Here is a 14416-nt window from a genome sequence, read left to right on the forward strand (position 1 = left end):
CCTTCGGGCTTTGGCGGAGCAGGCTCAAGCCTCTAACATTGCGGCCAGAAACTGGCCCGTCGCCGAGGCTTTGGACTTCGCCACCTGCTCCGGCGTGCCCTGCGCCACGACCCGGCCGCCGCCCTCGCCGCCCTCAGGCCCCAAATCGATCAGCCAGTCCGCCGACTTGATGACATCCAGGTTGTGCTCGATCACGACGATGGTGTTGCCCTGATCGACGAGGCGCATCAGCACGTCGAGCAGCTTCCGCACATCCTCGAAGTGCAGGCCGGTGGTCGGCTCGTCCAGGATGTAGAGCGTGCGGCCGGTGCCGCGCTTCGACAGTTCGCGCGACAGCTTGACGCGCTGCGCCTCGCCGCCGCTCAACGTGGTCGCCGACTGCCCCAGCGTGATGTAGCCCAGGCCCACGCTCTGCAGCGTGCGCAGCTTGACGGCCAGCGGCGGGAAGTTCTCGAGCAGCGGCAGCGCCTGATCGACGGTGAGGTCGAGGACGTCGGCAATCGACTTGCCGCGGTACTTGATCTCCAGCGTCTCGCGGTTGTAGCGGCGGCCCTTGCACTGCTCGCACGTCACGTAGACGTTGGGCAGGAAGTGCATTTCGATGGCGATCACACCGTCGCCCTGGCACGCCTCGCACCGCCCGCCCTTGACGTTGAACGAGAAGCGCCCCGGCTTGAAGCCGCGGGTGCGCGCCTCGGGCACCATCGCGAACAGCTCGCGGATGAACGTGAACAGGCTGGTGTAGGTCGCCGGATTCGACCGCGGCGTGCGCCCGATCGGCGACTGATCGATTTCGATCACCTTATCGATCAGGTTGATGCCTTCGATCTTGTCGTGCGCGCCGGGTTCGTCGGCGGCGCGATAGAACTCACGGGCCAGCGCCTTGTAGAGGATGTCGTTGACCAGCGTGCTCTTGCCGGAGCCGCTGACGCCGGTAACCGCGACCAGGCGCCCGAGCGGGATCTTCACGTCCACCGACTTGAGGTTGTTGGCGCGGGCGCCGCGAATCACGATTTCGCCCTTCGCCTCTTTCCGGCGGGCCGCCGGCGTCGCCACGGAGTGGTGTCCGGCGAGATAGGCGCCGGTCAGCGACCCGTTGCCGTTACCACCCACGCCCGGCTGCCGGGCGTGGGGCCCGGCGTTGGCGATCAGGTCGGCCGGCGTGCCCTGGAAGATCACCTGGCCGCCGAGGTCACCGGCGCCGGGGCCGAGGTCCACCACGTAATCCGCGGTGCGAATGGTCTCTTCGTCGTGCTCCACCACCACCACGGTGTTGCCAAGGTCGCGCAAGCGCCCCAGCGTGGCCAGCAACTTGCGGTTGTCGCGCTGGTGCAGGCCGATCGACGGTTCGTCCAGCACGTAGAGCACGCCGGTGAGGTTCGAGCCGATCTGCGTCGCCAGCCGGATGCGCTGGCCCTCGCCGCCCGACAACGTTGCCGCCGAGCGCGCCAGCGTGAGGTAGCCGACGCCGACGTCGTTGAGGAAGCGCAGCCGGTCGCGAATTTCCTTCAGGATGCGCGTGGCGATCATCGCCTCCCGGTCCTGCAGCTCGAGGCCCTCGAATACCGCGAGCGCGGATGAAATCGGCAGGTTGACGTAGTCGGCAATGGTCTTGTCCTTGAGCGTGACGACCAGGCTTTCGGAGCGGAGCCGGTTACCCAGGCACACCGGGCATTCACGCAGCGCCCGGTACGGGTCGAGCTCTTCCTGGACGGCCCACGAACCCTCCTCGAACCGCCGGCGCAGATTCGGGATCACGCCCTCGAAGTCGCGGCCGAACGGTTCGGGCGTGACCAGCTTCTTCTTGGCCGTCTTCTTTGCGGTCTTTGCGGATGGTTCGGCGGGACTTGAGTCCCGCCCTCCTGGCGCCTTGCCATCCGGACCGAGGAGGATGAGGTCGCGATGCTTCTTCGGGAGCTTGCCGAAGGGCACCTGCGGATCGATGCCGTAATACGCGGAGATTGACGCCACCGCCTCCGACACCAGCTTGCCGTCGCCGCGGCCCCACGGCGCAATGGCGCCGCCGGCCAGCGACAGCGACTCGTCGGGGACAATGCGGTTCGGGTCGAAGTCCCAGGTCGCGCCCAGCCCCTGGCACGACTGGCAGGCGCCGTGCGGCGAGTTGAACGAGAACGCGCGCGGCGACATCTCCGGCACGCTGATGCCGCACACCACGCACGCCAGCTTGCGCGAGAACAGCCGGTCCCCGCCATCCAGCGAGTTGATCACCACGACATCGTCGGCCATGGTGAGCGCGACCTCGACCGATTCGGCGAGGCGGCGCTCGATGCCGCTGCGGACGATCAGGCGGTCGATGACAATGTCGATGTTGTGATTGCGGCGGCGGTCCAGCTTGATGTCTTCTTCGAGCGAGCGGGTGTGGCCGTCGACGCGGGCCTTGGTGAAGCCGCGCGTGCGCAGCGCCAGCAGTTCCTTCTTGAACTCGCCCTTGCGGCCGCGGACGATCGGCGCCATCACGTTGATGCGGGTGTCCTGCGGATTGGTCATCACCAGGTCAACGATGCGCTCGAGCGACTGGGAGGCGATGGCGCGGCCGCAGTTCGGACAGTGCGGCACGCCGATGTTGGCGAACAGCAGCCGCAGGTAGTCGTAGATCTCGGTGACCGTGCCGACGGTGGAACGCGGATTGGAGCCGGTGGTCTTCTGCTCGATCGAGATGGCGGGCGACAGGCCGTCGATCAGATCGACGTCGGGCTTCTCCATCTGCTCGAGGAACTGCCGGGCGTAGGCCGACAACGATTCGACGTAACGCCGCTGGCCCTCGGCGTAGAGCGTGTCGAAGGCGAGCGAGGACTTCCCCGAGCCCGACAAGCCCGTGATGACCACGAGCTTGTTGCGCGGAATGTCGACGTCGATGTCCTTGAGGTTATGGACGCGCGCGCCCCGGACAGCTATCCAATCGTGCGGCATGAGGTACTGCGGGGCCCACGGCATGGACCCCAATCCCCAATTCTAATACGTACAGGCCACAGAGGCACAGAGACCAGGCTCAGTGTCCTCCGTGGTTAGTTTCGCAGTTTGCTGTGTTTGAAGCCGTAAACGACGTACAGCACCAGGCCGACGGCCAGCCAGAGGCCGAACCGTTCCCAGGCCTGATAGGGCAGGCCGACCATGATGAACAGGCAGGCGACGACACCCAGCGGGGCGATAACCCACACGAAGGGCACCTTGAACGGCCGGTGACGCTCGGGCTCCTTGACGCGGAGCACCAGGACGCCGGCGCAGACCAGCGCAAATGCGAACAGCGTCCCGATGTTGGTGAGGTCGTAGGTCTCGGCCGCATCACCGATCGCCGAAGCCACCGCCACGAGGATGCCGGTGAACAGCGTCGCGGTGTACGGAATCCGCGTCCTGGGATCGATGCGCGCCACCCACTCGGGCAGCAGGCCGTCGCGCGCCATGGCGAAGAAGATGCGGGGCTGCCCGTACTGGAACACCAGCAGGACCGCCGACATCGACACCGCGGCGCCAAACGCCACGATCACGCCGACCTTCTGGTAGCCGATGAGTTCGAGGGCGCGGGCCAGCGGATCGGCCACGCCCAGTTCGGTGTAGGGCACCATGCCCGTGATCACCGCGCCGATCACGACGTAGATGAGCGTGCACACCGCCAATCCGCCGAGGATGCCGATCGGCAGGTTGCGTTGCGGGTTCCTGGTTTCTTCGGCCGCGGTCGAGATGGCGTCGAAGCCGATGTAGGCGAAGAACACGATGGCCGCGCCTTGATGGATGCCGGTGAACCCGTTGGGCGCGAACGGGGTGTAGTTGGCGGGGTTGATGTTGCCGAGGCCGACGACGACGAACAGCGCGAGCACGGCCAGCTTGATGATCACCATCACCGTGTTGGCGGACGCGCTCTCGCGGGCGCCGCGCAGCAGCAGCCACGTGATCAGCATCACGATGCCGAAGGCCGGCAGGTTGACCAGGATCGGGATGCCGAGCAGGTGCGGCGCCGTGGTGAGCAGGCCGCTGACGTCGGGGTTCGAACTGAGGAGCGCGGTGCGGTAGCCGGTGGTCAGCCACGCCGGCAGATCGACGCCGACGCCGCGCACCAGCGTGTTGAAGTAGTCGCCCCACGAGATCGCCACGGCGACGTTGCCGACGGCGTATTCGAGCATGAGGTCCCAGCCGATGATCCAGGCCACCAGCTCGCCGAGCGTCGCGTACGAGTAGGCGTAGGCGCTGCCGGCCTGCGGGATCATCGCCGCGAGTTCCGCGTAGCAGAGCGCCGCCAGGGCGCAGGCGCCGCCCAGCAGGATGAACGAGAAGATGAGGGCGGGACCCGCCCCATAGCGGATCACCGTGCCGTCGGGCGCCACCTGCCCGGCCGCGGCGGTGCCGATGGCGCCGAAAATGCCGGCGCCGATCACCGCGCCGATGGCCAGCATCACGAGATCGCCGGCGCCGAGCACACGCTTCAGCGCGCGCGGGTCCGAGTCGTCGATCACGAGCGCCGCAATCGGCTTTCGCTGGAAGAGTTGATTCATACGCGCCTGCATTCTAGTGCAGGAACGCAGGCCGGCGCGGAACGTCTACGCGGGAGACGCCACGTCATCAGATGACGCGGGCCGCTCCGCCACCACCGAGGCGACGAAGCGCCCATCCGCTTCGCCTTCGCGCGAGCGCAGCACCGCGAACGGCGCGACCAGCTTCGGCAGTTCCCCGGCTTCGAGCAGGAACGCCGGGTTCTTCGGATGCCCGACCTCGGCCTGCCGGGTCGTGAACGTCTCGTAAAACAGCCGGCCGCCGGGCTTGACCGCCGCCAGCAGCGCCGGCATCAACGGCCGATGCAGGTAGTTGAAGACGAAGACGGCATCGTAGGCATCCCGCGACAGATCGGGCGGCGGATCGGTCTCGAGATCGACGATACCCGCGGTGAGCGTGAGGCGGAGGCGTTGGGCGGTGGCGCGCAGAAAGGCGACCGCCTCGGCATCCCGGTCAATCGCGGTAACCTCGAAGCCCGCACTCGCAAGCAGCAGCGCGTGCCGGCCGCGGCCACACGCCACGTCCAGAACCTTGCCGCCACGCGGTAACAGATCGGCGTTGTCGATCAGCCAGGGAGACGGTCCGCGCAACGCGCCGGGGCCAAAGTCGCGCGGCCCGGACCATGCGGCGAGACCGCCGGCCAGGTTGAGCACCCCACCAACGCCGGCTTCCAGCAGCAGCCGCGACGCCGCGACACTCCTGACGCCGTGCTCGCAATACACGAGCAACGGCCGTCCATCGCCGGGCAGCACCGCGGGCGCCGACGCGATCAGGTCAACCGGGATCAGCCACGCGCCCGGGATGTGGCCGAGCTGCTCGTACTCGCCCGGAGACCTGACATCCAGGGCGATGGCGCCGCCCGTGGCGAGCAGGGCCCGTGCCTCATCGTGACTGATGGTACGGAGTTCGCTCACGACGCAATGATGACGGCGGCGAAGACCGACGCCAGGAACAGCCAGCGCAACGTGACCACCCACAGCGACGCCGCCGCGCCGACCAGCCACGGCGAACGGCGATCGCGCGAGCGGAACCACCACTTGGTGACGTCGAACAGTCCGGCCGGCGACAGCGACAGCAGCAGCCCCAGGCCGAAATCGAAGATGCGATAGCTGTCGGACACCTCGAGCACGACGGCCACCCACAACGCACCGGCCAGAATCGACAGCGCGAGGCGGTCGTAGGGATGCGCCAGCGGATGGAGCACCAGCGACGTCGTGCGCAGTCCCAGGCACAGGCCGGCCAGGCCGACCAACCCCACGATCAGCACCGTCATGCGATCGAGGTCCGGGAGCCGGACGCCACATCGGCGGGAAACGAGTAGATGGATTCGTTCGAGGCGACCACCAGTTGGCCGCGCGCACCGAACGCGAGCCCGACGAGCCCGGCGCCGGCCACCACCAGCTCGGGCGGCGCGCCTGGGCGCATCGCATAGACCCCGCTCGCGCCGGCGAGTGCTTCAACGACGTGCAGCGTGCCCGCGGCATCGAAGGCGAGGCCCTGGGGCCGGCCGAACCGCGCCGCCACCGTTTCCACGGCGCCGTTCGGGCTGATGCGGCGCACCGAGTCGTAGGTCGCCAGCGTCGGCGCCGACACGTAGAGATGGCCGTCCGGCGACATCGCGAGGTGAAAGGCCGCCATGCTTGGCGGCACGCTCGCAAACACCTCAGTGCGGCCGCTCGGGTGAATGCGGAAGATGGTGCCGCCCCGATCGCCGACATAGAGCGTGCCCTCAGCGTCGAACGCCAGGCCGCACGCCACCCCGAGGTCGGACGCCATCACCTCGTACTGCCCGTCCTCGAACACGCGATAGACGCGGCCCTCGAAACGGCTCGACACGTAGAGGCGTCCATCCGGGCCCATCGCCATCGAGGTCGGGTTGACGAGACCGTGGACGAAAGGCTCGCGCGCGCCGCCGGTGGCCGGGATCCGGAAGATCGAGACCGCAGCCTCCTGTCCGCGAGAACCGCTGTAAGTGACGTAGAGGGAGCCATCGGGACCAAACACCGGGTTGTCCACCTGGTGGAGCCCGGTGGCCAGCAACGCGCCGACGCGCGCATACAAGGTGGCGCCCGGAATGCAGGCCACCTTCACCGGCATCTCGCCGCCATCAAGACCGGCCGGGACAATCACGGCGAGCCGATCCGACGACGCAAACGCCAGGCGCGCCGGCTGGCCGCCCATGGTCACGAGATCGGCGGTCGACTCGGGTAGTGGAAAACCGTCGCCGCGCAGCCAGAGCCGGCCGCCTTCGACGACGCGGACCGGCTCCAGGCTAGTAAGGTGAGGCAAGGTTAGGTGTCGTCCAGTTCGAGGTTCCAGTACAGGTAGTCCCGCCAGCTTTCGGGAGCACTGCGCCGCCCGATTGTGATCCGGATGGCCGGCGCCGACATCGGCCGCCGCGGCGGGCGCACCAGCCGCATCCGCGCCTCTTCCGGCGTCCGCCCGCCCTTGCGCCGGTTGCACGTGACGCAGCAGGTGACGATGTTCTCCCAATCCTTGCGGCCGCCCTGCGACACCGGTAGCACGTGATCGAACGTGAGGTCTGGTGTCGGGAATACTTCCGCGCAGTACTGGCAGGTGCACTCATCGCGCGCGTAGATATTGGCGCGCGAGAACGGCACGTAGTCGAAGCGCTTCTTGATCCGCACGTAGCGCAACAACCGGATGACGGAGGGGAGTTTGAAGGCGAACGTCACCGCGCGGACTTCGCGGTCGTGATGCGCAATGATCTCGACCTTGCCCTGACACCACAACGTCACCGCCTTCTGCCAGTTGACGACTTTCAGCGGCTCGTAGGTCGCGTTGAGGAGGAGCGTCTGCTCCATTCTCGGGCCATTGTGCCACGAATCACGGGGGACTACACAATTCGGCACACCGGCCGATAAGCTGTGATCGATGGCCCACCTTCGCGCTTTGCGCTTCCGCCTGCGCCAAGGCTACGGCGGACAAGCGAGGTTGATTGTCGCGGGCGCCCTGGCGGTCGTCGTGACCGGCTGCGCCAGCTCCGGCGGCATGGTCTATACACCGCGCCCGTTCCCGGTTCCCGGCGGTGGCGGCACCGTGGCCGTCCCCGCGCCGGCCGAGGCCGCCATCCCGCCCGGCGTGGTGCCACCGCCGACGGGTCGTCCCGCGGCGCCCGGCTCCACCGCCAAGGGCGCCCTGCCCGCGGGGGGGACGGCGGATGGCTACGCGCTGTCGAGCACCGCGCTGGCGCTGCGCGGCGCACCGTATCGCAACGGCGGCATCGACCCCAACGGCTTCGACTGCAGCGGCTTCGTGCGCTATGTCTACGAGCAGCACGGCGTGCCGATGCCGCGCGAGGTCAGGGAGCAGTTCAGGGTCGGCAAAAGCGTGGACCGCAGCCGGCTGGAGGCGGGCGACCTCGTGTTCTTCAGCACCGTGGCCCCGGGCGCCTCGCACGTCGGCATCATGATCGGCGGCGATCAGTTCATCCATGCCCCGAGCGAGCGCGGCGTGGTGCGCGTGGAAAACCTGAGCGTCCAGTACTGGGCCAGCCGCTACGTCGGCGCCAAGCGTGTCAACTAGGGATGATTGGGGTCAGGCCGCGAAATCCGCCCTTTGGAGACTCAGGGGGCTGCCATTCCCGGGCGGAATGGGAAACGGTTGCGGCACCGGCGGCGGCGGTTCGGGCGGGGTCTGGTCCACCGGCGCGGGCGTGGGCATCTCCACCGCCGGCGCGGCCGGCGGCGTGTCCTTGATCCCCATCCTTCTCAAGATGATCTGCTGTCGGCGAAGCAGCCGTCGCGTCGGCTTGGCGGGACTGTGCTCGCGCGGGTTGATGATGGCGCCGGCCAGCAGCGCCGCGTGCTCCATGCTCAACGACGCGCAGGGCCCGCCGAAATACGCGCGCGATGCCGCCTCGCATCCGAAGATGCCGTCGCCCCACTCGATCATGTTCAGGTAGATCTCGAAGATGCGCCGCTTGCTCAGCGCGGCTTCGAGCCGGCGCGCGATCAACAGCTCCTTCACCTTGCGCATCGGGTTGCGCGACGGCGACAGGTAGAGGTTCTTGGCCAGCTGCTGCGTGATGGTGCTGCCGCCGCGCAGGAACTGCCCTTCCTCCCAGTTCTTCTCGAGGGAGGCCTTGAGCTCGGTCAGGTCGATGCCGTCGTGATCGTAGAACGCCGCGTCTTCGGTCACAATCACCGCGCGCCGCAGGTTGGCGGAGATCTGATTGTAGGGAACCCAGCGGTGCCGGATCTGGAACTTGCGACCGGCGTCCGCCGCCTCGCGGATCCGCAACTCCATGAATGCCGTGGTCGTGGGATTGGTGTCAGCGAGCCAGCGGACGTCGGGCAGGGTCAGGTAGACGTAGGCGACGTAGGCGAAGCCGATGGCGCCAACAGTGACGACGGTGTTCAGGATTCGCTTCCAGATTGACTTCCGCGCCCGAGCCGCTGGCATCAGGCGATTATACGGGGCGGGTACGCCGACGGCGCTCGGCGTTGAACAGAGGGCAGGGAATCAGCTAGCAGCCGTATCCGTACGGATCGAGGCACTCCGGCGGATTTGGGGCCGATGCGCCGTTGATGCTGCCCACCATTGACGAATGCAGCGTGCAGTGGAAGTTCGCCGCGGCGGCGCTGCGAAGCGTGAAGCCGCGCGAGGCGGCGCCCGGCGCGATGTCACCGAGGTCCGCGGAGCCGTCATCCATGACCAGGTGATGCAGCAGCCCATCGTTGTTCCTGAAGATCACGGTATCTCCCGAACTGGCTCGCACCGGATTGGGCTGAAACGCCGAGTTGCCGGCCGAGGCGATGATGGCGACGTTCACGGTTGCCGCGCCCGGAGCGGATGCCGTCGGGCTCGGCGAAGTCGGCGAAGCCGCCGATGAGCTGCCACCTCCGCCGCAGTTCCAGAGTGCCAGCGCGCCGAGGATCGCCAGGGCGGTCGCCGGGGTAAACGAGTGTCGCATACGGTGTTCCTCCACTTGCCTGACAGGCAAGCGGCGTACCGTGGGTGCGACACGGCGGCTCAACGAGTTACAGGGACTCGCCTTTACGCAAAGGGAAATTACTTACGCGGCGTGGTGACTACCCCTCGACCACGAGCTTGATGCGATCGCCGGGCTGCGGCTGAACGTTGACCTCATGGTCGTTCATGATTGCCAGCGTCGCGGCGTTGACGATGTTCTTGCCCTGCCGCACCGCGATCGACTGCCACGAGTCGCCCTGGCGCACCACGTAGAAGTCCACCTTGTTGGGACGCACGCGGGAAGCCTCGGCGGCGGTGAGGCCGCGGAAGGTCTGGATCGACGGGGTGACCTCGCGATCGACGAGGGCGAACTCGGCTTCCGGCGCGAAGCCCGCCACCACGTACAGCTGCCGCCCCACCGCAATGTGCGCGGCGCGCATCAGGACCTTGCCCGCGCCCTTGGCCGTGCCGCGATACAGGCCGACGTGGGCGTCATGGCCGTTGAGCGTCTCCATGCGGCCGTCCACCACGGAATACCCGGCGGCGCGCATGGCGGCCACCGCGGCGTCACCGATCGTTCGGCCGCCCTGGCCTCCGGAGCCCTGGCGAAGGAGGCGCGGCTGCTCCACTTCCTGCAACACCATGTAGTGTTCGGTGCCCGGCTCGCGCGCCATCACCGCCTCGGGCGAATTGATCACGCCCCAGCCTTCCGGGAAATCGAGTCCGAGGCGCAGCAGCGGATGCAGAAAGACGTTGCCGCGAACGATGCCGTCCTTGGGGTTGTCGCCGACGACGAGCCCGGCGATGCGATCAAGATACTCGTCGCGGTTCCTCTTGGTGGCGGTCGGCGAGACGAACTGGCCCGCGACCGGTTCGGCCTTGCCGACACGCGAACCCGGATCGGGGTGCGTGGACAGCCAGTTGGGCACGCCGTCTTCGGTGAGCGCATCGACGCGCGCGAGCGTGGCGAGGAAGCGCGGCACGCCGGACGGGTCCCAGCCGGCGGCCGAACCGTATTCCACGCCGAGGCGGTCGGCTTCGATTTCCGCATCGCGCCCGTGCTTGAGGAACAACACCCCAAGGCCCGTGGCGCCCAGATCGGTGAACGGCCGCGTGCCCGGCACGAAGATGCTGAGGATGGTGAGGCCCAGGTTGGCTTGCGCCTGCCGCGTGTAGGCCTGCGCCGCGTGCCGCGCCGTGACGTGGCCAATCTCGTGGCCAAGCACGCCGGCCAGTTCCGACTCGTCATCCAGGTACGAGAGGATGCCGCGCGTGATGTAGACGTAACCGCCCGGCAGCGCAAACGCGTTGATGGCGGGGTTGTCGACAATCGTGAACGACCAGGGCAGGTTCGGGCGATGGGAGGCGCGCGCCAGGTCCTGGCCGATTTCCGTCACATACGCCTGGAGGGCGGGGTCGTCATAGACCCCCATTTCGCGGCGAATCTCGACGTCTTGCTGCTGCCCAATCGCCAGCTCCTCGGCTTCGCTGAGAAGGGACATCTGGCGCTTGCCCGACACCGGGTTGGTGGCGCACGCCGCCGTGACGGCGACGAGAACCGTAAAAAGGAAGCAGGTCCCTTTTCTCATGCCCAGGCGACTGCAACCCCTGTACCAGAGCCGGACGTCACGCTTTGCGGACATCCGGCGAGGCCAGGGCCTCCCCGAGCGCCTTCAGCAGCAGATCGACCAGTTCTGGTGACGAACTGGTGCCCATCAGAGCCGGTCCGGGATCGAGGAGGATACGTGCGTTATCGGGAACCAGGGGCGGCCTCCAGCAGGTTGAGCGCGACGAGTTGCTCGCGAATGGCGTCAATGGCAGCCTGGCCGACCGGCTGCAGCGGCGGCCGCGGCGGACCGCCGGCGTAGCCGAGCAGGTCGAGCGCCGCCTTGAGTCCAGGCACGCCATGGGCCGTGCCGACGAGCCGCGCGAGCGGCGCGAGCTTTCGCTGCAACGCGCGCGCCTCGGCGAAGCGGCCATCAGACGCGGCCTTGAACAGGTCCATGCACAGCGCGGGGGCGACGCCGCCAACCGCGAGAATGGCGCCATGCGCGCCCAGCGCGAGGGCCGAGTAGTAGGTCGCGCCGGAACCGGCGAGCACGGTGAAGCCCTGCTTGGCGCGGGCGAGATACTCGCCAAACTGCACCATGTCGCTGTTGGTCTCTTTGACCCCGGCAATGTTCGGATGGGCGCTGAGCGCGGCAATCGCGTCGGGCAGCAGGTTGACGCCGGTGTAGATGGTGACGTTGTAGAGCAACACCGGCACGGGCGACTGATCGGCCACCTGCGTGTAGTGGCGGACAAACGCGTCCGTGGTCATCTGGCCTTTGTAGAACGCGGGTGTGCGCACGAGCACGGCGTCCACGCCCAGGCCGGCGGCGCGCCTGGTGGCGGCCACCGTCGCCTGCGTCGATTCGCGCCCGGTGCCGGCGAGGAGTGGACGGCCCTTGGGCATGGACTCACGCACCACCGCAATGGCGCGATCAGCCTCCGCATCGTCCAGCTGCGGCGCCTCGCCGTTCGAGCCGAGCACGACCAGGCCGGTCAGCGGCGAACGCAGGTAGCGTTCGACATTGGCCTTCAGGCCGCGCTCGTCGAGCGAGCCATCCGCGGCGAAGGGAGTGGCGAGTGGCGTGTAGACGCCGGCAAATGGGTTCATCCGCTGAATTCTATCAGCGGACGGCCCGCGTTCAGGGGGTCAGGAGGCGGATCAGCAGTGCCATCAACGCGGCGGTGGCGGCGACCTGCCCAATCCAGAACGCGAACGACCAGCGCAACAGTTCAACTCGCAGCGCCGCCATCTCATCGCGGATCTCGGAAAACCCCTTGATGAGATCCTCGCGCAGGGCGAAGCGCTCGAGCCGCACATCCAGACGTTCAGTGCACGCTGTCATGACGTCTTTCCTCCAGGCCTCACCCTGTTGACCGAGACACTCGAACAGGTCGTGTGAGGCTTCCTCTCCGAGTCGCTCGCGAAGTGCCACGCCGATTGAATCGACGGATCACGATGTGCTCCATACTGCCGACGACCGCCTGACCGCAAGACGACGATGCCATCGTCGCGGGGCATGGTCAACTGTCATTTTCGGTCGTTCGGAGAGGCGATCAGATTGGTGACCAAGACGATGGCAAAAATTGCCACCGCTGGTGCAAGCGTCCACGGAAATCTTGCCACCGCGTTGTAGTTACCCGCTTCCGCGAGCATGGTGCCCCAGCTCGCGACGGGATCGGGAAAGCCGAGGCCCACAAACGAGAGGGTCGCTTCCGCGAGGATGAATCCCGGCAGCAGCAAGGTGGCCTGGACGACGAGATGCCCGGAACAGGCCGGGATGAGGTGATGCACCAGGATGCGACCCGAGCCGGCGCCGAGCGACCGCGCCGCCTGCACGTACTCGCGATCGCGCTCGGCCGCGACGATGGCGCGCACGCCCTTCGCGACGAAGGGCCAGCCGACCACCACGAAGATCCAGGCCACGAGCAGGAAGACGGTGGACGCCGGCAGCACGAGTGGCAGCACCGATCGCAAGACGAGCACCACGTAGATCACCGGCAGGATCAACACGAAGTCGGCCGTGCGCATGACCGCGTCGTCAACCCAGCCGCCGCAAAGTCCGGCCCAGGCCCCGGCCAGGGCGCCGATGAGGACGGCGCCGAGCGTGGCGACCAGCGCCAGGCCGACGGACGTGCGCGCCCCGTAGAGCAGGCGCGACAGCACATCGCGGCCGAAGTTGTCGGCGCCGAGCAGAAAGACCGGCGCGTCGTCCGTACCGGCGAACCACGGCAGCGGCACGGTGCGCGTGGTGTCGGCCTCGAAGCGCTGCTCGAGGCGATCGGCGAGCACGAGCGGATGCACGACCGGCGCGTGAAGCCCCTGGAACCGCGGACGCATCGGCGGCGCGTGCAGGAAGTCGCGGAAGCCGCGGCCCGCATCGTACGGCGCGAGCAGCGGCGCGAGCAGCGACAGCGCCGCGAGCACCAGCACGAACATCCCCGCGCGCCGGCTCATGGCGCCTCCTGCGAGCGCACCCGCGGATCGGCGAGCGCGAGCAGCACGTCGGCGATCCAGGTGCCGGCGGCCAGGAAGAACGCGCCGCTCGCGGCGCAGCCGGCTACCAGATACAGGTCACGCGCCTTGAGCGCGTCGTACATCAATCGGCCAAGGCCGGGCCACGAGGTGACCACTTCGACGACGAACGAACCGCTGAACAGGGTGCCGATCATGACGCCGTAAAGTCCGAGCACGGATCGCAGGGACACCGGCCAGGCGTGCCTCACCACGGCCTGCGCCTGCGTGAGGCCGCGGGCCCGGCTGGCCGCCACGAAGGGCTCGCGCGTGGCCTTCTCGATGGCCTGCGACTGCAATCGCTCGAGCGTGGCCGCCAGCGGCAGCGCCAGGGCGAGCGCCGGAATCGGAATGTGCCGCGCCAGGTCGGCGAGCCACTGGGCCCAGCTGAGATTGATACCGGCGGCCGAGGTCATGCCGCCGACGGGCAGCCATCCGGTCCGCGCCGCGAGGAACACCAGCGCCAGCGAGCCGATCAGGGGCGGGACCGAGAGCGCCAGGATCGACAGCACGCGCACCACCGAGCGGCCGGCACCCCGCGAGCGGCTGCCTGAATACACTCCCAGCGGCAGGCCAATCGCGGTGGCCAGCATGAGAGCGGCAATCGCGAGCACCGCGGTATTGAGCGCGCGCTCGCTGATCAGCGTGCTGACGGGGCGCGCGTAGAGGAGGGAGCGGCCGAAATCAAGGCGGACGACGCCGCCCAGCCACGACAGGTATTGGACGGCGAGCGGCCGATCCAAGCCCAGTTCGGCCCGCAGCCTGGCGAGCGCGGCCGGGTCGAGGGCGAGGGCTTGATCCGAGGTGATGTCGCCGGGGGCGAGGTGCGTGAGCAGCAGTGACGCCGACGAAACGACGAGGACCAGGAGCAGGGCGAAGCCGAGACGCCTCAGGAGATAGCGTCCCATGCGG

14 protein-coding genes are annotated in these 14416 nt (G+C 68.0%); 1 reads left to right on the plus strand and 13 read right to left on the minus strand.

The annotated features are described in order from the left end of the window. Positions 1–24: 24 nt before the first annotated feature. The 6 genes from uvrA to WC815_07360 form a co-directional block, all read right to left on the minus strand. The gene (gene uvrA, locus WC815_07335; protein ID MFA5908571.1) at positions 25–2955 is read right to left on the minus strand and encodes an excinuclease ABC subunit UvrA; all 2931 of its coding nucleotides are present in this window, start codon (positions 2953–2955) and stop codon (positions 25–27) included. A gap of 71 nt (positions 2956–3026) precedes the next feature. Further along, positions 3027–4508 carry an amino acid permease gene (locus WC815_07340; protein MFA5908572.1) on the minus strand — a complete coding sequence of 494 codons (1482 nt, stop codon included), beginning with the start codon at positions 4506–4508 and terminating at the stop codon, positions 3027–3029. Between the two features lie 45 nt (positions 4509–4553). Beyond that, positions 4554–5420, minus strand: coding sequence for a rhodanese-like domain-containing protein (locus WC815_07345; GenBank protein ID MFA5908573.1), 867 nt, complete (start codon positions 5418–5420; stop codon positions 4554–4556). After that, complete coding sequence (locus tag WC815_07350; protein ID MFA5908574.1) at positions 5417–5779, minus strand: hypothetical protein; 363 nt, start codon at positions 5777–5779, stop codon at positions 5417–5419. Before WC815_07350 ends, WC815_07345 begins: the two co-directional genes overlap by 4 nt. After that, positions 5776–6795 carry an IPT/TIG domain-containing protein gene (locus WC815_07355; protein ID MFA5908575.1) on the minus strand — a complete coding sequence of 340 codons (1020 nt, stop codon included), beginning with the start codon at positions 6793–6795 and terminating at the stop codon, positions 5776–5778. The genes WC815_07350 and WC815_07355 overlap by 4 nt, the downstream gene beginning before the upstream one ends. Before the next feature lie 2 nt (positions 6796–6797). Further along, positions 6798–7331, minus strand: a complete 534-nt coding sequence (locus tag WC815_07360) for an HNH endonuclease (protein MFA5908576.1) — start codon at positions 7329–7331, stop codon at positions 6798–6800. A gap of 70 nt (positions 7332–7401) precedes the next feature. Between WC815_07360 and WC815_07365 the strand changes: the two genes are divergently transcribed. Beyond that, positions 7402–8052, plus strand: a complete 651-nt coding sequence (locus tag WC815_07365) for a C40 family peptidase (protein MFA5908577.1) — start codon at positions 7402–7404, stop codon at positions 8050–8052. Between the two features lie 12 nt (positions 8053–8064). On the opposite strand, the gene mtgA is transcribed toward WC815_07365, so the two are convergent. The 7 genes from mtgA to WC815_07400 form a co-directional block, all read right to left on the minus strand. Next, entirely contained in the window at positions 8065–8931 is an 867-nt protein-coding gene (mtgA, locus tag WC815_07370; GenBank protein ID MFA5908578.1) for a monofunctional biosynthetic peptidoglycan transglycosylase, read from the minus strand. A 64-nt stretch (positions 8932–8995) separates the two neighbouring features. Further along, complete coding sequence (locus tag WC815_07375) at positions 8996–9442, minus strand: hypothetical protein (GenBank protein ID MFA5908579.1); 447 nt, start codon at positions 9440–9442, stop codon at positions 8996–8998. Between the two features lie 118 nt (positions 9443–9560). After that, a complete protein-coding gene (locus tag WC815_07380; protein ID MFA5908580.1) occupies positions 9561–11030 on the minus strand; it encodes a M48 family metalloprotease in 1470 nt (489 codons plus the stop codon). Between the two features lie 161 nt (positions 11031–11191). Then, positions 11192–12100, minus strand: coding sequence for a dihydrodipicolinate synthase family protein (locus WC815_07385; protein MFA5908581.1), 909 nt, complete (start codon positions 12098–12100; stop codon positions 11192–11194). 31 nt (positions 12101–12131) lie between these two features. Beyond that, on the minus strand, positions 12132–12335 hold the full coding sequence (locus WC815_07390) for a hypothetical protein (GenBank protein ID MFA5908582.1): 204 nt from the start codon (positions 12333–12335) through the stop codon (positions 12132–12134). A 185-nt stretch (positions 12336–12520) separates the two neighbouring features. Further along, positions 12521–13447 carry an ABC transporter permease gene (locus WC815_07395; protein ID MFA5908583.1) on the minus strand — a complete coding sequence of 309 codons (927 nt, stop codon included), beginning with the start codon at positions 13445–13447 and terminating at the stop codon, positions 12521–12523. Next, the gene (locus tag WC815_07400) at positions 13444–14412 is read right to left on the minus strand and encodes an ABC transporter permease (protein ID MFA5908584.1); all 969 of its coding nucleotides are present in this window, start codon (positions 14410–14412) and stop codon (positions 13444–13446) included. Before WC815_07400 ends, WC815_07395 begins: the two co-directional genes overlap by 4 nt. Positions 14413–14416: the final 4 nt, after the last annotated feature.

The sequence above is a fragment of the Vicinamibacterales bacterium genome, from assembly GCA_041659285.1.
GTDB lineage: Bacteria > Acidobacteriota > Vicinamibacteria > Vicinamibacterales > UBA2999 > 12-FULL-67-14b.